20 protein-coding genes are annotated in these 18,416 nt (G+C 75.3%); 9 read left to right on the forward strand and 11 right to left on the reverse strand.

The features are described 5' to 3' along the window. The first annotated feature begins 95 nt into the window (after nucleotides 1-95). From ACFY0X_RS29505 to ACFY0X_RS29525, 5 genes are all read left to right on the forward strand, one after another. Entirely contained in the window at nucleotides 96-875 is a 780-nt protein-coding gene (locus ACFY0X_RS29505; protein ID WP_387759074.1) for an HAD family hydrolase, read from the forward strand. Continuing rightward, nucleotides 872-3,277, forward strand: coding sequence for a glycoside hydrolase family 65 protein (locus tag ACFY0X_RS29510; RefSeq protein ID WP_387759075.1), 2,406 nt, complete (start codon nucleotides 872-874; stop codon nucleotides 3,275-3,277). Before ACFY0X_RS29505 ends, ACFY0X_RS29510 begins: the two co-directional genes overlap by 4 nt. 136 nt (nucleotides 3,278-3,413) lie before the next feature. Then, nucleotides 3,414-5,147: a pyruvate dehydrogenase gene (locus tag ACFY0X_RS29515; RefSeq protein ID WP_387759076.1), complete on the forward strand. Its 1,734-nt coding sequence runs from the start codon at nucleotides 3,414-3,416 to the stop codon at nucleotides 5,145-5,147. A gap of 76 nt (nucleotides 5,148-5,223) precedes the next feature. Continuing rightward, on the forward strand, nucleotides 5,224-5,859 hold the full coding sequence (locus ACFY0X_RS29520) for a helix-turn-helix domain-containing protein (protein WP_387759077.1): 636 nt from the start codon (nucleotides 5,224-5,226) through the stop codon (nucleotides 5,857-5,859). Between the two features lie 32 nt (nucleotides 5,860-5,891). Beyond that, on the forward strand, nucleotides 5,892-6,068 hold the full coding sequence (locus tag ACFY0X_RS29525; protein ID WP_387759078.1) for a DUF6126 family protein: 177 nt from the start codon (nucleotides 5,892-5,894) through the stop codon (nucleotides 6,066-6,068). Between the two features lie 58 nt (nucleotides 6,069-6,126). On the opposite strand, the gene ACFY0X_RS29530 is transcribed toward ACFY0X_RS29525, so the two are convergent. Both ACFY0X_RS29530 and ACFY0X_RS29535 read right to left on the reverse strand, forming a co-directional pair. Beyond that, nucleotides 6,127-7,557: a PLP-dependent aminotransferase family protein gene (locus ACFY0X_RS29530; protein WP_387759079.1), complete on the reverse strand. Its 1,431-nt coding sequence runs from the start codon at nucleotides 7,555-7,557 to the stop codon at nucleotides 6,127-6,129. A gap of 27 nt (nucleotides 7,558-7,584) precedes the next feature. Then, nucleotides 7,585-8,055 carry a carboxymuconolactone decarboxylase family protein gene (locus ACFY0X_RS29535; protein WP_387759081.1) on the reverse strand — a complete coding sequence of 157 codons (471 nt, stop codon included), beginning with the start codon at nucleotides 8,053-8,055 and terminating at the stop codon, nucleotides 7,585-7,587. A gap of 66 nt (nucleotides 8,056-8,121) precedes the next feature. On the opposite strand from ACFY0X_RS29535, the gene ACFY0X_RS29540 reads away from it, so the two are divergent. Both ACFY0X_RS29540 and ACFY0X_RS29545 read left to right on the forward strand, forming a co-directional pair. Then, a complete protein-coding gene (locus ACFY0X_RS29540) occupies nucleotides 8,122-9,039 on the forward strand; it encodes a sigma-70 family RNA polymerase sigma factor (RefSeq protein WP_387759083.1) in 918 nt (305 codons plus the stop codon). 193 nt (nucleotides 9,040-9,232) lie between these two features. Continuing rightward, nucleotides 9,233-9,943 carry an alpha/beta fold hydrolase gene (locus tag ACFY0X_RS29545; protein WP_387759085.1) on the forward strand — a complete coding sequence of 237 codons (711 nt, stop codon included), beginning with the start codon at nucleotides 9,233-9,235 and terminating at the stop codon, nucleotides 9,941-9,943. Nucleotides 9,944-10,031: 88 nt separating this feature from the next. On the opposite strand, the gene ACFY0X_RS29550 is transcribed toward ACFY0X_RS29545, so the two are convergent. After that, nucleotides 10,032-10,247: a hypothetical protein gene (locus ACFY0X_RS29550; RefSeq protein WP_387759087.1), complete on the reverse strand. Its 216-nt coding sequence runs from the start codon at nucleotides 10,245-10,247 to the stop codon at nucleotides 10,032-10,034. 138 nt (nucleotides 10,248-10,385) lie between these two features. Next, the gene (locus ACFY0X_RS29555; protein WP_387759089.1) at nucleotides 10,386-11,168 is read right to left on the reverse strand and encodes an NRDE family protein; all 783 of its coding nucleotides are present in this window, start codon (nucleotides 11,166-11,168) and stop codon (nucleotides 10,386-10,388) included. Between the two features lie 140 nt (nucleotides 11,169-11,308). Here ACFY0X_RS29555 and ACFY0X_RS29560 point away from each other — a divergent pair, with 140 nt between their 5' ends. Both ACFY0X_RS29560 and ACFY0X_RS29565 read left to right on the forward strand, forming a co-directional pair. Next, a complete protein-coding gene (locus ACFY0X_RS29560; RefSeq protein WP_387759091.1) occupies nucleotides 11,309-11,797 on the forward strand; it encodes a carboxymuconolactone decarboxylase family protein in 489 nt (162 codons plus the stop codon). Beyond that, nucleotides 11,794-12,618, forward strand: coding sequence for an isocitrate lyase/phosphoenolpyruvate mutase family protein (locus ACFY0X_RS29565; protein WP_387759093.1), 825 nt, complete (start codon nucleotides 11,794-11,796; stop codon nucleotides 12,616-12,618). The genes ACFY0X_RS29560 and ACFY0X_RS29565 overlap by 4 nt, the downstream gene beginning before the upstream one ends. Nucleotides 12,619-12,744: 126 nt before the next feature. Here ACFY0X_RS29565 and ACFY0X_RS29570 read toward each other — a convergent pair whose 3' ends face one another. Genes ACFY0X_RS29570 through ACFY0X_RS29600 form a run of 7 tightly spaced genes read right to left on the reverse strand, consistent with a single transcriptional unit; the run spans nucleotide 12,745 to nucleotide 18,210 of the window. Further along, a complete protein-coding gene (locus ACFY0X_RS29570) occupies nucleotides 12,745-13,005 on the reverse strand; it encodes a hypothetical protein (RefSeq protein ID WP_387759095.1) in 261 nt (86 codons plus the stop codon). 43 nt (nucleotides 13,006-13,048) lie between these two features. Then, complete coding sequence (locus tag ACFY0X_RS29575; protein ID WP_387759097.1) at nucleotides 13,049-14,137, reverse strand: cytochrome P450; 1,089 nt, start codon at nucleotides 14,135-14,137, stop codon at nucleotides 13,049-13,051. Continuing rightward, on the reverse strand, nucleotides 14,134-15,594 hold the full coding sequence (locus tag ACFY0X_RS29580; RefSeq protein WP_387759099.1) for a cytochrome P450: 1,461 nt from the start codon (nucleotides 15,592-15,594) through the stop codon (nucleotides 14,134-14,136). Before ACFY0X_RS29580 ends, ACFY0X_RS29575 begins: the two co-directional genes overlap by 4 nt. Continuing rightward, nucleotides 15,591-16,226 carry an ATP/GTP-binding protein gene (locus ACFY0X_RS29585; protein WP_387759101.1) on the reverse strand — a complete coding sequence of 212 codons (636 nt, stop codon included), beginning with the start codon at nucleotides 16,224-16,226 and terminating at the stop codon, nucleotides 15,591-15,593. Before ACFY0X_RS29585 ends, ACFY0X_RS29580 begins: the two co-directional genes overlap by 4 nt. After that, nucleotides 16,204-16,551: a DUF742 domain-containing protein gene (locus ACFY0X_RS29590; protein ID WP_387759103.1), complete on the reverse strand. Its 348-nt coding sequence runs from the start codon at nucleotides 16,549-16,551 to the stop codon at nucleotides 16,204-16,206. The genes ACFY0X_RS29585 and ACFY0X_RS29590 overlap by 23 nt, the downstream gene beginning before the upstream one ends. Further along, a complete protein-coding gene (locus ACFY0X_RS29595; RefSeq protein WP_387759104.1) occupies nucleotides 16,548-16,961 on the reverse strand; it encodes a roadblock/LC7 domain-containing protein in 414 nt (137 codons plus the stop codon). The genes ACFY0X_RS29590 and ACFY0X_RS29595 overlap by 4 nt, the downstream gene beginning before the upstream one ends. Continuing rightward, nucleotides 16,945-18,210 (reverse strand): sensor histidine kinase, encoded by a 1,266-nt coding sequence (locus tag ACFY0X_RS29600; protein ID WP_387759137.1) that lies wholly within the window; start codon nucleotides 18,208-18,210, stop codon nucleotides 16,945-16,947. Before ACFY0X_RS29600 ends, ACFY0X_RS29595 begins: the two co-directional genes overlap by 17 nt. Nucleotides 18,211-18,416: the final 206 nt, after the last annotated feature.

Genomic DNA, 18,416 nt, shown 5'->3' on the forward strand with positions numbered 1-18,416 from the left:
CGGGGCCCGGCCCGGGCCACCGGAAGCCGCCCCTTCCCGCGACGCGCCGCCGGGAAATGGGCGGCTTCCCCCCGTTCCCGGGTAAGACTGCACCCATGCTGGGGCTACCGGACGACATCCGCGCTTTCCTCTTCGACCTCGACGGGGTGCTCACCCAGACCGCGAAGGTGCACGCCGCGGCCTGGAAGGACACCTTCGACGCCTTCCTGCGCGCCGAAGCCGCCCGCACCGGCGGCCCGTTCGTCCCCTTCGACTCCGTCACCGACTACGACACCTACGTGGACGGCCGCCCGCGGCTGGACGGCACCCGCGCCTTCCTGCTCAGCCGGGGCGTCGAACTGCCCGAGGGCACCCCGGAGGACCCACCCAACTCCCGTACCGTGCAAGGGATCAGCCGGGCCAAGAACGACACCGTGCTGCGGCTGATCCGGGAGCAGGGCGTCCAGCCGTACCAGGGCTCGGTCGACTACGTGCACCGGCTGCGCGCGGCCGGGCTGCCCGGCGCCGTGGTCTCCTCCAGCGCCAACTGCCGTGACGTGCTGAGGGCGGCCGGCATCGAGGAGCTGTTCGAGGTGATCGTGGACGGCAACGTCGCCAAGGCCGAGGGCCTGCCCGGCAAGCCCGCCCCCGACACCTACCTGTACGCCGCCCGCGCCCTCGGCGTCGAACCCGCCCACGCGGCGGTCTTCGAGGACGCGCTCGCCGGTGTCGCCTCCGGCCGGGCCGGCGGCTTCGGCGCGGTGGTCGGGGTGGACCGCACCGGCCAGGCCGCCGAACTGCGCCGGAACGGCGCCACCGTGGTCGTCCGGGACCTCTCCGAGCTCCTCGCCGAGGAGCTCGGAGAGCGGGCCGAGCGCGGCGGGGCAGGCGCATGAGTTCCGCGGACAACTTCGTCATCGACCCCTGGCAGATCACCGAACAGGGCCTGGACCTGGCCTCGATGGCCCGCGCCGAGTCCATCTTCGCGCTCTCCAACGGGCACATCGGCCTGCGCGCCAACCTCGACGAGGGCGAGCCGCACGGCCTGCCCGGCACCTACCTCAACGGCGTCTTCGAGCTGCGCCCGCTGCCGTACGGCGAGGGCGGCTACGGCTACCCGGAGTCCAGCCAGAGCGTCATCAACGTGACCAACGGCAAGATCATCCGGCTGCTGGTGGACGACGAACCCTTCGACCTGCGCTACGGCCAACTCATCAGCCACAAGCGCTGGTTGGACTTCCGCGAGGGCCTGCTGCACCGGGAGGCCGAGTGGACCTCCCCGGCCGGGCGGACGATCCGGGTGCGCTCCTCCCGGCTGGTCTCGCTCACCCAGCGCGCCGTCGCCGCCGTCGAGTACAGCGTCGAGGCGGTGGACGGCCCGGTGCGGATGGTGCTCCAGTCCGAGCTGGTCGCCAACGAGCAGCTGCCCGGCGGCCCCGAGGGCGACCCTCGGGCCGCCGCCGTGCTGGAGGCGCCGCTGCACCCCGAGGCGCACCACGCCAGCGGCACCAAGGCCGTCCTGGTGCACCGCACCCGCTACAGCGGCATCCGGGTCGCGGCCGGGATGGACCACGTCATCGAGGGCCCGGAGGAGTTCGACACCGTCGCCGAGTCCGAGGCCGACCACTGCCGGCTCAGCGTGACCACCGTGCTCCAGGCCGGGCAGCGGCTGCGGCTGACCAAGTTCATGAGCTACGGCTGGTCCGGCACCCGCTCGCTGCCCGCCGTCCGGGACCAGGTGGAGGCCGCGCTGACCGCCGCCCGGTACACCGGCTGGGACGGACTGGTCGCCGAACAGGCCGAGTTCCTCCGGGAGTTCTGGGAGACCAGCGACATCGAGATCGAGGGCGACGTCGAACTCCAGCAGGCCGTCCGGTTCGCCGTCTTCCACGTCCTGCAGGCCGGCGCCCGCAGCGAGGAGCGGGCCATCCCCGCCAAGGGGCTGACCGGGCCCGGCTACGACGGGCACAGCTTCTGGGACACCGAGACCTTCGTCCTTCCGGTGCTCACCTACTGCCTGCCCAACGCCGTCAACCAGGCCCTGCGCTGGCGGCACACCACCCTGCCGCTGGCCCGCGAGCGGGCGGTCCAACTCGGCCTGTCCGGCGCGGTGTTCCCGTGGCGGACGATCCGCGGCGAGGAGTGCTCCGGGTACTGGCCGGCCGGCACCGCGGCCTTCCACATCGGCGCCGACATCGCCGCCGCCGTCGCCCGCTACGTCCGGGCCACCGGCGACGCGGAGTTCGAGCGCGAGTACGGGCTCGAACTGCTCGTCGAGACCGCCCGGATGTGGCGCTCGCTCGGCCACCACGACGTGGCCGGGAAGTTCCGCATCGAGGGCGTCACCGGCCCCGACGAGTACAGCGCCGTCGCGGACAACAACGTCTTCACCAACCTGATGGCGCAGAGCAACCTGCGCGCCGCCGCCGAGGCCGCCGTCCGCCACCCGCACGAGGCCTCGCTGCTCGGCGTGGACACCGAGGAGACCGCCGCCTGGCGCGACGCGGCCGCCGCGATGTACATCCCGTACGACGAGGACCTCGGCATCCACCCCCAGGCCGACGACTTCACCCACCACCAGGTCTGGGACTTCGAGCACACCCCGCCGGAGAACTACCCGCTGCTGCTGCACTACCCGTACTTCGACCTGTACCGCAAGCAGGTGGTCAAGCAGGCCGACCTGGTGCTCGCCATGCAGGTCCGCGGCGACGCCTTCACCGACGAGCAGAAGGCCCGCAACTTCGCCTACTACGAGCGGCTGACCGTCCGGGACTCCTCGCTCTCCGCCTGCACCCAGGCGGTCATCGCCGCCGAGGTCGGCCAGCTCGACCTCGCCTACGACTACACCGCCGAAGCCGCCCTGATGGACCTGCACGACCTCGGCGGCAACACCCGCGACGGCCTGCACATGGCGTCGCTCGCCGGGGCGTGCATCGCCCTGGTGGCGGGCTTCGGCGGGCTGCGCGACCACACCGGGACGCTCTCGTTCCGGCCCCGGCTGCCGTCCGGGCTGATGCGGCTGGGCTTCTCCCTGCTGGTGCGCGGGCACCTGCTCAAGGTCGACATCACCCACGCGGGGACGACGTACACGCTGCGCCGCGGCGAGGTCCTCCACGTGTTGCACGACGGCGAGGCGGTGGAGGTCAAGTCCGGCGCCCCGGTCACCGTGCCGACCACCGTCCCGCCCGCCCAGGAGCGGGTCGCCCAGCCCCCGGGGCGCGAACCCGCCCGCCGCCAGCCCCAGGCCGGCCTCGCGGCGGGCAAGCTCGGCCAGCAGGACCACCTTCCGGCGGAATAGCCCCGCCGCCAGTCCCGCCAGTCACGCCCCGCTCGGTCCCAGCCGGCCCGCCCACCCGTCCGGCCCACCCCGGCTGCGCGCGGCACCGCCCCGGCGGAGGGTGCAGGTGTCCCGTGGCGACCGAAGGAGCGCAACCGTGCCGAGCGTGGCCGAACAGATGGTGGAAGTGCTCCGGCAGGCCGGGGTGGAGCGGGTCTACGGTGTCGTCGGCGACAGCCTCAACCCCGTCGTGGACGCGATCCGCCGGGCCGACGGCATCAGCTGGGTGCACGTGCGCAACGAGGAGGCCGGCGCCTTCGCGGCCGCCGCCGAGGCCGAGCTCTCCGGCCGGCTGGCGGTCTGCGCCGGCTCCTGCGGCCCCGGCAACACCCACCTCATCCAGGGCCTCTACGACGCCCAGCGCAGCGGCCTGCCGGTGCTCGCGCTCGCCTCGCACATCCCGTCCGGGCAGATCGGCACCGGCTTCTTCCAGGAGACCCACCCCGAGCGGGTGTTCACCGACTGCAGCAACTGGTGCGAGATGCTCTCCGCCCCCGCCCAGCTGCCCCGGCTGCTGCGCGTCGCCGTCCAGCACGCGCTCGGCTCGCACGGCGTCTCGGTGCTCGTCTTTCCCGGGGACGTCGCCGCGCTGCCCGCCGCCGGGCCGACCGGCACCAGCCACTTCCTCACCGAGCAGGCCGTCGCGGCGCCGCCCTGGTCCCAGGTGCAGGAGCTGGCCCGGCTGCTCAACGCGGCCCGCAAGGTGGTCCTGTTCTGCGGCGCCGGGGTGCGCGCGGCGCACGCCGAGGTGATGGCGGCCGCGCGGGCCCTGAACGCGCCGGTCGGCCACTCCCTGCGCGGCAAGGAGTGGATCCAGTTCGACAACCCGTACGACGTCGGCATGAGCGGCCTGCTCGGCTACGGGGCCTGCCACGAGGCGCTGCACTCCGCCGACCTGGTGCTGCTGCTCGGCACCGACTTCCCGTACGACTCCTTCCTGCCGCAGGCGCACACCGTCCAGGTCGACCACGACGCCACCCGGCTCGGCCGCCGCACCGCCCTCGACCTGGCCGTCCACGGCGACGTGGCCGCCACCCTGCGGGCCGTGCTGCCGCTGCTGGACGCCAAGTCCGACCGCGCCTTCCTGGACGGCATGCTGCGCAAGCACTACCGGGCGCTGGAGGACGTGGTCGGCGCGTACACCCGGGACATCGAGAAGCACCTGCCGATCCACCCGGAGTACGTCGCCTCGGTGCTGGACGAGGTGGCCGCCGAGGACGCGGTGTTCACCGTGGACACCGGCATGAACAACGTCTGGGCCGCCCGCTACCTCCAGCCCAACGGCCGCCGCCGGGTGATCGGCTCCTTCCTGCACGGCTCGATGGCCAACGCCCTGCCGCACGCGATCGGCGCCCAGCTCGCGTGCCCGGGGCGGCAGGTGGTGGCGATGGCGGGCGACGGCGGGATCGGCATGCTGCTCGGCGAGCTGCTCACGGTGGCCAGGCACCGGCTGCCGGTGAAGACGGTGGTCTTCAACAACGGCGCGCTCGGCATGATCAAGCTGGAGATGCTGGTCTCCGGCTACCCGGAGTCCGAGATCGACAACGGGGACGTGGACTACGCCGGGATCGCCCGGGCGATGGGCATCCAGGCCAAGCGGGTGACCGAGCCGGGCCGGGTCCGGGAGGTGCTGGCGGAGGCGCTGGAGCGGCCGGGCCCCGCCCTGGTGGACGTGGTCACCGACCCCAACGCGCTGTCCATCCCGCCGCACATCACCGCCGCCCAGCTGAAGGGCTTCGCGCTGGCGGCGGGCCGGACGGTGCTCTCGGGCGGGGTGGGGCGGATGATCGACCTGGCCCGGAGCAACCTGCGGAACATTCCGCGGCCGTGAGCGCGCGGGCCTCCCGGGGCCTTGCCTCTGAGGCAAAATTCTTGCCCGGGCGGCACGCCGGGTGTCCACTGGACACATGACCAGCAGCTCCACCGGTGCCGCAGGCACCGGCGAACAGCTCGACGACCAGGAGGTCGCCGGCCTCGCCGCCCGTCTCCGTGAGCACCGGCTCAGCAGCCGGCTCACCCTGGAGGTGGCCGCCGGGAGGGTCGGGCTCTCCCCAGCCTATCTGTCCCGGCTGGAGACCGGCCGCCGGCAGCCCTCGCTGCCCGTGCTGCTCGGCCTCGCCCGCGCGTACGGCACCTCGGTCTCCGGGCTGCTCGGCGAGACGCTCGCCGAGCCGGACCCGATCGTCCGGGGCGGCGCCATCGAGCCCGGCCGGGCCGGTGGCTGGGGCTACCGCCGGGCCGGCGCCCCCGGCCGCGCCATGCAGGCGCTGCGGGTGCACGTCCCGCCGGGCGTGCAGGACGCGGTGGTCCGGGTGCACCCGGGCGAGGAGTGGCTGTACGTGCTGAAGGGCGCCCTGCGGGTCACCCTCGGCGACCGGGTCCACCACCTCGGGGTGGGCGACTCCGCCCACTACGACTCGCTGACCCCGCACTGCATCGCCGCGGAGTCGGACAGCGGCGTCGAACTGCTCTTCGTCCACACCCTGCTGCAGAGCCCCGGCGGCGAACTCTGCCTCGGCGGCGGCCCCGCCGCCGTCCACTGACCTGCCGTCAGAAAACCCCGGAGGAGATCACCATGGCCGATCCCACCACCACCGTCGCCCCCGACACCGCCGCCGGCCCGAAGACCATGGACGCCGGCAAGTGGGCCAACAAGCGGATCTACCTCCGCCTGCTGATCTACACCGTCGGATGCCACGCCTTCGCCGGCTTCATCATCCTCCTGTTCTCCCTCGGCAGCCGCAACAAGTAGTCCGCACCCCCGCCGTCCGCCCGCCCCCACCCCCGAGGGGGCGGGCGGACCGCTGTTCCTAAGCCCCGCGCAGCAGTTCGCACAGGGCCCGCACGGCGCCCGGGAAGGCGTGCTCCGGCGGGGTGCCGTAGCCGATGACCAGGGCGGGCGGGGCTTCGGCGGCGGCCGGGGCGGCGCGGTTCCAGGCGAGGCCGCCGAGCGAGAGCCCGGCCCGCCGGGCGCGGGCGAGGAGTTCGGCTTCGGGGGTGGAGCCGGGCGGCAGCCGGAGGACGGCGTGCAGACCGGCCGCGATGCCGGTGACCCGGACCCGCGGGGCGTGTTCGGCGAGCGCCGCCACCAGGTGGTCGCGCCGGCGCCGGTAGTGCAGCCGGCAGCGCCGGACGTGCCGGTCGTACGTGCCGGACGTGATCAGCTCCGCCAGGGTCAGCTGGTCCAGCACCGGGGACATCGTGTCGGCCAGCGCCTTCAGCCGGGCGACCGGCTCGACCAGCGCGTCCGGCAGGGCCAGCCAGGCCAGCCGCAGGCCCGGCGCCAGGCTCTTGGCGGCCGTCCCGGCGTACACCACCCGCTCCGGGTCGAGGGCCTGCATCGCGCCGAGCGGCTGCCGGTCGTAGCGGAACTCGCCGTCGTAGTCGTCCTCGACGACGTACCGGTCCTGCTCCCGCGCCCACCGCACCGCCGCCGCCCGCCGGTCGGCAGCCAGCGCCGCGCCGGTGGGGAACTGGTGGGCCGGGGTGAGCAGGACGGCGCCGGCCCGGTGGTCGAGCCGGTCGACCAGGGCGCCGTCGGCGTCCAGCGGCACCGGGGTGACGGTGAGCCCGGCGGCCCGGGCGACCGCGTGCTGCGGCGGCAGCCCGTACTCCTCGACGGCCAGCGCGCGGGCCCCGCGCTCCCGCAGGGCGGCGCAGAGCAGGCCGAGGCCCTGGGTGACGCCGGTGCAGACGAGCAGGTGGTCGGGGTCGGTGCGGACGCCGCGGACCCGGGCCAGGTAGTGGGTGAGCGCCTGCCGCAGTTCGATCCGGCCGAGCGGGCTGCCGTAGTCGAGGGCCTCGTGCGGCGCGGTGGCGAGGGCGCGACGGGCGGCGGCCAGCCAGGCGGTGCGCGGGAAGAGCGAGAGGTCGGGCCGGCCGGGCATCAGGTCGTGGCGGGCGGCCCGGCGCGGCGGTTCCGGCCGGGCGGCGGGCCGTCGGGCCGGGACCGGCTCGGGCACCGCTCGCCGGGCGACGGTGGTGCCGGAGCCCTGCCGGGAGCTGAGCCAGCCCTCGGCGGTGAGCTGGCCGTACGCCTCGACCACGGTGTTGCGGGCGATGCCGAGGTCCTCGCCGAGCGCCCGGGAGGACGGCAGCCGGGTGCCGGGGGCGAGCCGCCCGTCCTGGACGGCCTCGCGCAGCGCGTCCTCCAGGGCGGCCCGCAGTCCGGCGCCGGCGGCCCGCCGCCCGGTGAGGTCGAGGTGCAGGTCGCCGCCGAAGGTGGTCCAGGAGGTGCTCACGGCCCCATTCTCGCCCGCGGGCCGGGGTCACCAGGCGGCGCCGGCGGGCTCCTCGATGGTGGTGTTGATGCGGTTGAAGAGGTTGGTCAGTCCGATCATCAGGATGATCGCGGAGAGCTGTTCCTCGGTGAAGTGGTCGGCGGCGGCGTCCCAGACGTCGGCCGGCACGGCCCGGCCCGAGCGGTCGGCGATCCGGGTGGCGGCCTCGGTGAGGGCGAGGGCGGCGCGCTCCTCGTCGGTGAAGAACGGCGCCTCGCGCCAGGCGGCCACCGCGTGCAGCCGCTCGTCGGTCTCGCCGTGCTTCCGGGCGCCCTGGACGCCCGCGAACACGCAGGCGCCGCACCCGTTGATCTGGCTGGCCCGCAGGTGCACCAGCTCCAGGACCTTCGGGTCGGCGCCGCCCTGGTACACGGCCCGGTAGACGGTCTGGATGCCCTTCATGGCGTCCGGCAGGACCGTGGCGGGGTTCCTCATGCGAGCGGTGTGGGCGGTGCCCATGGTGTCCTCCTCGTCGGTTAGCGTCCGTCACTGGACCGACGGATCCCGACGCGAGGATGTGACAAAGTGAGCGAGGAAATCCCTCCGACCGGTTCGGCGGAGCTCCAACCGGCCGAACTGGCCCGGCGTTTCGAGGCGGAGCGCCCCCAACTGCGGTCGGTGGCCTACCGGATGCTCGGGTCGATCGCCGAGGCCGAGGACGCCGTCCAGGAGACCTGGCTGAAGCTGAGCCGCAGCGACGTGGGCGGGGTGCGCAACCTCGGGGCCTGGCTCACCACCGTCGTCGGACGGGTCTGCCTGGACCAGCTGCGCTCGCGCGCCTCCCGCCGGGAGGAGCCGCTGCCCGAGCAGGACGGCCAGGTGCGGCTGCCGGACCCGGTGGTCAGCGGGCTGTCGGCGCTGGACCCGGTGCACGAGATCCTGGTCGCGGACTCGGTCGGGATCGCGCTGATGGTGGTCCTGGAGACGCTCTCCCCGGCGGAGCGGGTGGCCTTCGTGCTGCACGACATGTTCGAGGTGCCCTTCGACGGGATCGCCGAGGTGCTCGGCCGCACTTCCGCCTCCACCCGGCAGCTGGCCAGCCGGGCCCGCCGCCGGGTGCAGGGCGCCACCCCGGCCGCGGACTCCGACAACGCCCGCAAGCGCGAGGTGGTGGAGGCCTTCCTGTCCGCCGCCCGGGGCGGTGACTTCGACGCCCTGCTGACCGTGCTCGACCCGGACGTGGTGGCCCGTTCGGACGGCGGCACGCTGGTGCCGAGCGCGCTCTCCCGCGGCGCCGCGGACGTCGCCGCGCAGGCGATCGCCTTCGCCCGCTTCGCCGCCGACGGCCGGCTGGTCCTGGTCAACGGCTCGCCCGGTGTGGTGTCCTTCGCCGGGGGCCGCCCGCTGTCGGTCATGTCGTTCACCATCCACGCGGGCCGCGTCACCGCGATGGACATCCTCACCGACCCGACCCGGCTGGCCGCCCTGGGCCTCACGCCCTGACCGCCCCGACGCCCCCCGGGCCGGCCGGCACCCGGCCGGCCCGCGGGAGCGCTCAGGCCAGGCCGCCCGTGGCGCGGAGGCTCTGGCCGGTGGGCCGGCCCGGCCCGCTCGGTGCGTCCAGCACGTTTCCTCCACGCGGTGTTTCCCGGTGCTTCCCGCGCCGCGCGGACGGCCACGCGCTACCGTGCCGCCCATGGCGAACTTTGTACTGGTGGCGGGCGCCTGGCTCGGTGCCTGGGTGTGGGACGGGGTCGTGGCGGAGCTGGGCGCGGCCGGGCACGGAGCGTACCCCGTGACGCTCTCCGGGCTCGCGGAGAGGGGCGGTACGCCCGCCGGTCAGCAGACGCACGTGGCGGACGTCGTCGCCGAGGTGGAGCGGCTGGACCTGCACGACGTGGTGCTGGTCGGGCACAGCTACTCGGGGATCCCGGTGGGCCAGGCCGCCGAACGGATCGGCGGGCGGCTGGCCGGGCTGGTCCTGGTGGACGCCAACGTGCCGGTCGCGGGGGAGTCGTTCGCCGACCAGATGCCGGAGCCGGCCGCGCTGCGGGCGGACCTCGCCGCGCACGACGGCTGGTGGCCGCCGCTGCCGCCGGCCGAGTTCGCCGAGCAGGGGCTGACGGTCGAGCAGATCAACCGGATCGCGGCGGGGGCGACCCCGCACCCGGGCCGCTCGCTGACCGAACCCGCCGTCCTGGAAGGCCCGTTGAGCGCGTTCCCGGCGGTGTACGTGAAGTGCCTGCTGGACTGGCCGGAGCCGCCGCCGGTGGTCGCCCGGCTGGTCGCGGACGGCCACTGGCGGCTGGTGGAGCTGGACACCGGGCACTGGCCGATGTTCTCCCGGCCGGTCGAACTCGCCCGGGTCCTGGCCGGGGCGGCGCGGCCGGCCCGCAGCGACCGGTAGGCCGCGCCGCGGCCCCTCGGCCAGGAGGATCGGGGCTGGCGGGAAGGAGGGCGGACCACCGGCGCGGGCGCGGCCCGCCGTCGGAGGTTCACCCACCGTACGGCTGCGGGACGCCGGGGCCGAGGTGCCCGATCAGCGCCGCCGCCACGGCGGCCAGCACGGTGGCGGACGGGACGGCCCGGTGCGCCGCGTCGCAGAGCAGCACGACGGCGGTCACCGCGGCCGGGGTGCCCGCCAGCGGCAGGGCGACGGTCAGCACGGCGAGCAGGCGGCGGGGGCGGTGCGGGGCGTCCGGGCGGGTCACGGCGGGTCTCCTTCGGGCTCGACCCGCGCCACGATGCCGCCTCCCGCAGCGTCAGGTTCAAGTCCTTTTCCGCCGCCGCCCGACCCCTGGCCGCCGCCGACCCGCGGCCGCCGAGGCCCGACCCCGGGCCGCCGCCGCTCAGCGCGCGGCCACCCGCCGCCACCCCGGCCCGTCCGCGGCCACCGGCGCGGCCGCGAAGTCGTAGCGCAGCAGCTCAGGCCCCAGCGCGAGCAGCGAGATCGACGAGGAGCCCCAGATCCGCCCGTCGCCGAAGTCCCGCCGCTGGATCAGCGCGGCGTCTGCGTCCGGCGCCAGCCCGTCCCCGGCGACGATCGGCAGCCATCCGCCCCAGGCCGCCGGGGCCGGCCCCGCGGCGGTCGGCTCGGGCCGGGGCTCGGCGGCGAGGCGGGCCCGGAAGTGGGCGGCCCGCGCGGCCATCAGCGCGTGGATCCGTTCGGAGGCGGTCCGCTCCGCCGCCACGCCCTCCAGCCCGTCGTTGAGCACCACGCTCAGGCCGGACGGCAGTTCGCGCTCCGCCAGCCGCCCGCCGGCCCAGCTGGACACCCGGGCGCCGTCGGCCCGGACCAGGACGAGGTGGAACGGGTCGTACGGCGTGAGGTCGAGGTGGCCGATCCCGCCCTCCCGGACGGCGGTGAGCGGCAGTCGGCCGCGGGTGAGCCGGGCGCCGGCGGGGGCGGGCGGGCCGAAGCCGTTCAGCAGACAGGCGGCGGTGCGCCGGTCGGGGTCGACGGCCAGCCAGGTGCCGCCCGCCGCGAGGTCCAGTCCGCCGAGCAGTTCGGGCCGGTCCGGCCAGTGGTGGTCCGGCGGCAGCCAGGCGCGGCCCAGGTACTCGTCCCGGACGGACAGCAGCAGCACCGGGGCGGCCGTTCCCGGCTCGATGCTGACGAACGCCGTGCACACGGCCTGCCCCCTGACCTCGTCCTGTCGGCGATCTCCTGCCGGCGATCCTCGCACGGCCGTTCGTACGCCGGAAGTGGCCCAAGGAACGGGCGGCCGAACGCACCAGGGCGGCAGGCCACCGCGCCCCTAGGCTGGCGGCCATGACGACGAACGAGACGACCGCGACCGGCGGGGCCCCGGTGCCCGCCCCCGAGCAGCGCCTGCGGATGGACAAGCTCGCCCCCGCCTACTACCAGGCGATGATCGCCGTGGACCGGGCCTCCCGGGAGGGCCTCGACCCGGTGCTCGCCGAGCTGGTCAAGGTGCACGCCTCGATGATCAACGGCTGCGCCTTCTGCATCGACATGCACGCCACCGACGCCCGTCAGCACGGCGAGCGGGAGCACCGGCTGCTCGCCCTGCCGGCCTGGCGCGAGACCCCGTTCTTCACCGCCCGCGAGCGCGCCGCCCTGGCCCTGACCGAGTCCGTCACCCTGCTGACCCAGGGCCACGTGCCGGACGCCGTGTACGCGGAGGCCGCCGCGCAGTTCGACGAGACCGAGCTGGCCCAGCTGATCGCGCTGATCACCACCATCAACGCCTGGAACCGGATCGGCGTGTCCACCCGCATGAGCCCGGCCGCCAAGTGAGCGCCGCCGACCTCACCGTCCGGCGGGAGAAGGCCCGGCTGTTGCGGGAGCTGCACCGCCCGGGCGGGCCGCTGGTGCTGGCGAACGCCTGGGACGTGCCGAGCGCCCGGCTGGTGGCCGCCGCCGGGGCGCGGGCGGTGGCGACGGCCAGCGCGAGCGTGTCCTGGTCGCTCGGCAGCGCGGACGGCGGCGGCGCCGACCGCGAGCAGGTGCTGGCCCGGACCGCCCAGGTGGTCCGCGCGGTCGACCTGCCGGTCACCGCGGACCTGGAGGCCGGCTACGCGGACACCGCCGCCGGGGTCGGCGAGACGGTCGCCGCGCTGCTCGCCACCGGCGCCGTCGGGGTGAACCTGGAGGACGAGGGCAGGCCCCGGGAGGAGGCCGCCGAGCGGATCGCGGCCGCCCGGGCCGCGGCGGACGCGGCCGGCGTGCCGCTCTTCGTCAACGCCCGCACCGACGTGTTCCTGCGCGGGATCGGCGCCCCCGAGGGCCGGTTCGACGACGCGGTGGGCCGGCTGCGGGCGTACGTCGCGGCGGGCGCGGACGGGGTGTTCGTCCCGGGGGTGTCCGACCCGGAGACCATCGCCGCCCTGGTCGCGGCCGTCCCTGCGCCGCTGAACGTGCTGGCCGGCCCCGGCTCCCCGGCGGTGGCCGAGCTGGCGGCGCTCGGCGTGGCCCGGATCAGCCTGGGCCCGGGCCTGGCCGAGGTGGCGTACGCGGCGGTCCGCCGGGCCGCCGAGGAGGTGTACGGGCACGGCACGTTCACCGCGCTCGCCGAGGGGCTGAGCTACCCGGAGCTCAACCGGCTCGCCGCGGGCTGAGTGCCACGGGCCCGGGTGCCGCCGGCCGAACGCCGCCGGCCGAACGCCGTGGCCGGCCGGCCGTACGGGGGTCGGCCGGCCGGCCACGGCCGGTTCACCGGGCCCGGCGGCCGCCGGACCGGCGGGTCAGTTCAGGACCTGCCCGCTGAGCCCCGGGTGGCTCATCTGGTTGGTCCCGAGCGCCTCGACCTGGTCGGCGGCCTTGCCGACGACCGGGAGCTTGCCCACGGTCCGCAGGGCGAGGTCGGCGGGGGAGACTTCCAGCCCGTCGGTGAGCCCGCCGGAGACGTCCGGCGAGGAGGCGGTCTGGGTGGTGGCGGAGGCCGCCGGGACGGCGAGGGCGAGGCCCGCCATGGTGAGGGCGGCCAGGGTGGCGAGTTTCTTCATGCCCTGCCGAACGACCCGGACCGCCCTCAGGTCACCGGATCGCTCAGACCGTCACCCACAGGGTGCGCACGCTGTTGCTGACGAACGAGGCGATCGGCTCGTCCGTCCGGCCCTCCGCCAGGGCCAGCCCGGGGAACCGGGTGAACAGGTGCCGCAGCGCCGTCTCGGCCTCCAGCCGGGCGAGCCCGGAGCCGAGGCAGAAGTGCGGGCCGTGGCCGAGCGACAGGTGCTTGGCGGGCTGCCGGGTGAGGTCGAAGCGGTCCGCGTCCGGGAAGTGCCCGGAGTCCCGCCCGGCCGCCGCGTACGAGGCCAGCACGGCCTCGCCGCGCCGGATCACCACGTCGCCGACCTCGATGTCCTCGATCGCGTAGCGCAGCGGGAACTGCCCGACCGGGGAGTCGTAGCGCAGCGTCTCCTCGACCACCGCCGACCACGGCTGCTCCCCGTCCAGGACGAGCCGCAGCTGGTCCGGGTGCGCCAGCAGGGCGCGGACGGCGTTGGTGATCAGGTTGAGCGTGGTCTCGTGCCCGGCGACCAGCATCAGCAGCAGGGTGCCGACCAGCTCGGCCTCGCTGAGCCGCTGCTTGTCGAGGTGGTGGCCGGCGTCGTGGGCGGCGATCAGGTCGCTGGTCAGGTCGTCGCCGGGCTCGGCCCGCTTGGCCGCCACCACCGAGGCCAGCAGCGCGTTCAGGCCCCGCTGCGCGGCCAGGGCCGCGGCCGGGGTGGCCGAGCTGGAGACCATGGTGTCGGACAGCTCGTGCAGCTCGTCCTGCTGCTCCAGCGCCAGGCCGAGCAGTTCGCCGATCACCTGCATCGGCAGCGGGTAGGCGAAGTGCCGCCGCAGGTCGAACTCGCCCTCCAGCTTCGCGACGCCGTCCAGCAGCGCGATCGTCCGGGCCTCGATCGCGGGCGCCAGGTCGGCTATCCGGCGCGGGGTGAAGGCCTGCGAGACCAGCCCGCGCAGCCGCCGGTGGTCGTCGCCGTCGGCGGTGACCATGCCGGGGACGACCACGAAGTTGAGCAGCGGCCAGCCCTCCGGCAGCCGTCCCTCCCGGAAGGTCGTCCAGAGCCGGGCGTCCTTGCCGATCCGGGGGTCGGCCAGCAGCGACTGGAGGGTGGCGTGGTGGGTCACCGCCCAGACCACCACCCCGCCAGGGAGCTCCACCAGGACCGCGGGGCCGGCCGCGCGGAGTCGGGCGTTCTCGCCGTGCTGGTCACGGCCGAAGGGGTCGAGTCTGACGGGCTCGGCGCGGTTTCCGGCGTCGACGGTGTCCATGCGGGCCTCTCGGGGGCTGGCGGGCGGGGCGGGGTGAAGGCGCTGTAGAGCACCGGAAGGGCGGTCAGGGCCCGTGACCACGGGGACGGGCGCCAGGTCAGCTCGCCCGGTGGTACGGCCAGTTGGAGATCGGGAAGGCGGTGCAGCAGGGTCTCGACGGCGGTCTCGACGATGATCCGGGCCGGGTGCTGGGCCGGGCAGACGTGCCGGCCCGCGCCCCACGCGAGGTGCGCCCGGTTGCCGCCGAGCGAGCCCTGGGCGGCGGCCGAGACGCCCTGCGCGGCCGGGTCGGCGTTGGCCGCGGCCAGGCCGAGGACGAGCATGTCGCCGGCGCTGATGTACTGGCCGCCGAGCACGGTGTCGCCGGTGGCCCAGCGGCCGGGGAAGTTCTGCGTCGGCGGGTCGCGCCAGAGCACCTCCTCCAGCGCGTCGGAGACGGTCAGCCGCCCGCCGGTGAGGGTGGCCCGGAAGCGCCGGTCGGTGAGCAGCAGCCGCAGGGTGTTCCCGGTCCAGTTGATCGAGGTCTCGTTGCCCGCGACCAGCAGCACCACCAGGTGGTGCACCGCCTCCTCGTCGGTCAGCTCGGCCGGGTGGGCGAGCAGCCAGGAGGTGAGGTCGGCGCCCGGGGCGGCCCGGCGGCTGCGCACCAGGTCGACCAGCAGCGTCTGGAACTCCACGCCGGCGCGCTGCGACTGCGCGCTGCTGTCCACGAAGTGGCTGATCAGCTCGACCAGCCGGGGCCCGCTCCGCACCGGCAGTCCGACCAGCTGGGTGAAGACCAGCAGCGGCAGGATGCGGGCGTACTGGGCGATCAGGTCGGCGGTGCCGTCCGGGCCCCAGCTGTCGATCAGCCCGTTGGCGGCGGCCTCGGTGGTCCCGCGCAGCTGGCGGTGGTCGATCTGGGCCAGGGTGTCCGAGACGGCGGAGCGCAGCCGCTGGTGCTCGGCGCCGTCCAGGTTGAGCAGGGTGGGCCGCCAGGAGGTCATCGGCAGCAGCCGGGAGTCGGCGGCCAGCCGGCCCTCGGCGGGCACCCGCCAGCGGCGCGAGTCCTTGGAGAACAGCGCCTCGTTGCGGGTCAGTTCGAGCAGTTCGGGATAGCCGAGGACGAGCCAGGCCTCGACCCCGGGCTCCAGCTCGATCGGTGCGACCGGCCCGTAGCGCTCGCGCAGCCGGGCGTACAGGCCGTGCGGGTCGTCGGCGACGGCCGGGCCGTACAGCGGGGTCAGCGGCACGCCCACGGGCAGCCCGCCGGGCCGGCCGCCGCCGTGGGCGACGGGGCACCCGCGAGGCCCGGGCGGTTCGGGGGCGGTCATCGCTGGAGCTCCAGGACCGAGCTGCGGTGCAGGTGGTCGACGAAGTCGATCAGCAGGTCGTAGGCCTGCCGGCGGTCGCGCGCGTCGCAGTACAGGATCGGCACCTCCGGCAGCAGGTCCAGCGCCGACCGCAGCTCCTCCTCCGGGTAGCTCGGCGTGTCCGGGAAGGTGTTGACGGCGACCGCGAAGGGGATGCGCTGCTCCTCCAGACGGCCGAGCACGTCGAAGCTCTCGTCCGGCCGGCGCAGGTCGACCATGGCGATGGCGCCGAGCGCACCGCGCGACAGGTCGTCCCAGAGCGGCCAGAACCGCTGCTGCCCGGGCGTGCCGAACAGGTACAGCGCGAGCCGCGGGTTGAGCGTGATCCGGCCGAAGTCCAGCGCCACCGTGGTGGTGCTCTTCCCGGCGAGCCCGGTGAGGTCGTCGACGCCGGCGCTGGCGGCGGTCATCGTCTCCTCGGTGCGCAGCGGGGTGATCTCGCTCAACGATCCGACCAGGGTGGTCTTGCCGACCCCGAACGGACCGGTGACCAGGATCTTGACCGCGCCCTGCACCGAGGAGGGCAGGTACTGCGGCCCGTCGGCGGACCCGGTGGCCCCGGGGGCGGCTTCAGCGGAGTTGGCGGAGGCCAACGAGCACCTCTTCCAGAAGGGTTGCGGGCAGGCGTTCGGCCTGCGGTACGGGCGGGAGCACCTGCACGGCGCCGAGGTCCCACAGGTCCCCGACCAGCACCTTGACGACGCCGAGCGGCAGCCCCAGGTGGGCCGCCACCTCGGCGATGGACAGCAGGCTGTGACAGAGGGCGAGGATGCGCCGGTGCTCGCGGTTCAGCAGCTCGTGCTCGGGCAGGTCCGGCGCCTCCGGTAACGCGCTGACCAGGCTCTCCACGGCGAGCTCGGCCCGGGTGGGGCGGCTGCGCCCGCCGGTGATGACGTACGGCCGGACCGGGCCGCTCAACGGTGGCCCCCCGCCGCGTGGTCGACGCGCGGCGGGCTGGTGAGGTGGGCGCCGATCCGTTCGACCAGGACCTGCATCTGGTAGGCGACCAGGCCGGCGTCGACGGCCTCGCCGGTCACCACGGCCAGGTGGGCGCCGGCTCCGGCGGCGACGACGAAGAGGTAGCCGCCGCCGTACTCGATGACGATCTGGCGGGTGGCGCTGCCGGGGCCGCCGAAGCCCGTCGCGACGCCGCGGGCCAGTGACTGCAGTCCGGAGCAGGCGGCGGCGAGCCGTTCGGCGTCGTCGCGCGCGATGCCCGCGCTGCGGCCGATCTCCAGGCCGTCGTTGGAGACGACGACAGCGTGCTGGACCTGCGGGACGGCGATGATGTCGGCGAGCAGCCAGCCGAGATCAGGGGTGGTGGTCATGGAACTCTCCGGAGCGCTGGGGAAGTCGGGGGGAAGCGGGCAGGGAACGGTCGGACTGGGCCTGGGCCCGGACGGCGGAACGGCCGCTGGCGGTCCCGGCCTGGAACATCGCCATGAACGCCTGCGCGTCCCGGGCCGAGCGGTGGGGCGGCGCGGGCGGCGGTGGGGGAGCGGCGTGCTGGGCGGGTCGGCCGGTGCGGTCGCGCCGGTGGCTCCGGCGGGGCAGCGGGGGAGGGGCGTCACCGGTGGCGGCGTGCCGGCCGGTGGGCGGGGTCTCCACCATGGGGTGACCGGCGGGAGAGGCCGGTCGGGGACCGGGGCTGAACGCCCGGTCGTCCGGGCCGAGGCCGGGGACGGTGGGCGGCAGCGGCTCGGTGAGCAGCGCGTTCGGCAGCAGCAGGACGACGCGCACGCCGCCGTACGGCGAGGGCGCCGAGCTGAGCGTGACCCGGAAGCCGTACTGCTCGGCGAGCCGGCCGACCGCGGCCAGGCCCAGCTGCGGCACCTCGCCCAGCCGGGAGACCTCCAGGGTGCTGCCGCCGGCCAGTGCGGCGGCGGCCTTGGCCACGGCCTGTTCCGGCATGCCGACGCCGCCGTCGTCGATCTCGATGACGGCGCCGTTGTGCACCGGCATCAGCGTGACGAACACCTGGGTGCTGGGCGGGGAGTAGCGGGTGGCGTTGTCCAGCAGCTCGGCGATCGCGTGGATCAGCGCCTCGGCGGCGGCGCCGACCACGGCGGTCTCGGTGCGGCTGCGCACGACCACGCGCTGGAACGGCAGGATGCGCGACTGGGCGCCGCGGACGACGTCCTCCAGGGAGACGGGTTCCGGCCAGTGCCGGCCGGCCCGGGCACCGCACAGCACGGCCAGGGTCTGGGCCAGCCGGGCCTGTTGGGCGGCCGCGTGGTCGGCCTTGAGCAGGCCCTCCAGCAGCGCGGGGTCGTCGTGGGTGCGCTCCATCTCGTCCAGCAGCGCCTGCTGGTCGTGGGCCATCACCAGGATCCGGCGGGCGACGCTGAGGAAGGCCCGCTGGGTGGAGGCGGTGTGCTCCTGCTCCTGCTGGACGGCGGCGAGTTCGGCGCCGCGGCGGGAGAGTTCGACGGCCAGCTGGTCCTGGAGGGCGAGGAGTTCGCCGTGCAGCCGGTCGGCGCGGCGGCGCTGGGTGACGGACACGGCGCGGTACCGCGCGGCGGCCACGAGGGCGAGGACGGCGAGCACGCCGGTTGCCGTTACGGACCACTGAGTCATCGTCACGCGGCGAATTCTAGGGTGATGATCCTACGAAGGTGTGAACGGATCCCGCCAAGTGACCGGATCTCGTCAATATCGAGTCAATTCGGCGTCAATCGGCGCTCGTTCGACCCCGATCGCACCGCCTGACGAGGCGTCCCACCGGCCTGGCCGGCCCCGGTGGCCGGCGTCGGGACCGGGCCGGTCGGCCGGATCGCGTCCTG

It is taken from the genome of Kitasatospora sp. NPDC001547, from assembly GCF_042894165.1.
Lineage (GTDB): Bacteria > Actinomycetota > Actinomycetes > Streptomycetales > Streptomycetaceae > Kitasatospora.

Excerpts from the sequence above, each read along its gene's own strand:
- ACFY0X_RS29595 (WP_387759104.1), bottom strand. The coding sequence starts at position 16,961 with ATGACCACCACCCCTGATCTCGGCTGGCTGCTCGCCGACATCATCGCC.
- ACFY0X_RS29510 (WP_387759075.1), top strand. The coding sequence starts at position 872 with ATGAGTTCCGCGGACAACTTCGTCATCGACCCCTGGCAGATCACCGAA.
- ACFY0X_RS29580 (WP_387759099.1), bottom strand. The coding sequence starts at position 15,594 with ATGACCGCCCCCGAACCGCCCGGGCCTCGCGGGTGCCCCGTCGCCCAC.
- ACFY0X_RS29600 (WP_387759137.1), bottom strand. The coding sequence starts at position 18,210 with ATGACTCAGTGGTCCGTAACGGCAACCGGCGTGCTCGCCGTCCTCGCC.
- ACFY0X_RS29560 (WP_387759091.1), top strand. The coding sequence starts at position 11,309 with ATGACGACGAACGAGACGACCGCGACCGGCGGGGCCCCGGTGCCCGCC.
- ACFY0X_RS29535 (WP_387759081.1), bottom strand. The coding sequence starts at position 8,055 with ATGGGCACCGCCCACACCGCTCGCATGAGGAACCCCGCCACGGTCCTG.
- ACFY0X_RS29570 (WP_387759095.1), bottom strand. The coding sequence starts at position 13,005 with ATGAAGAAACTCGCCACCCTGGCCGCCCTCACCATGGCGGGCCTCGCC.
- ACFY0X_RS29545 (WP_387759085.1), top strand. The coding sequence starts at position 9,233 with ATGGCGAACTTTGTACTGGTGGCGGGCGCCTGGCTCGGTGCCTGGGTG.
- ACFY0X_RS29525 (WP_387759078.1), top strand. The coding sequence starts at position 5,892 with ATGGCCGATCCCACCACCACCGTCGCCCCCGACACCGCCGCCGGCCCG.
- ACFY0X_RS29505 (WP_387759074.1), top strand. The coding sequence starts at position 96 with ATGCTGGGGCTACCGGACGACATCCGCGCTTTCCTCTTCGACCTCGAC.
- ACFY0X_RS29520 (WP_387759077.1), top strand. The coding sequence starts at position 5,224 with ATGACCAGCAGCTCCACCGGTGCCGCAGGCACCGGCGAACAGCTCGAC.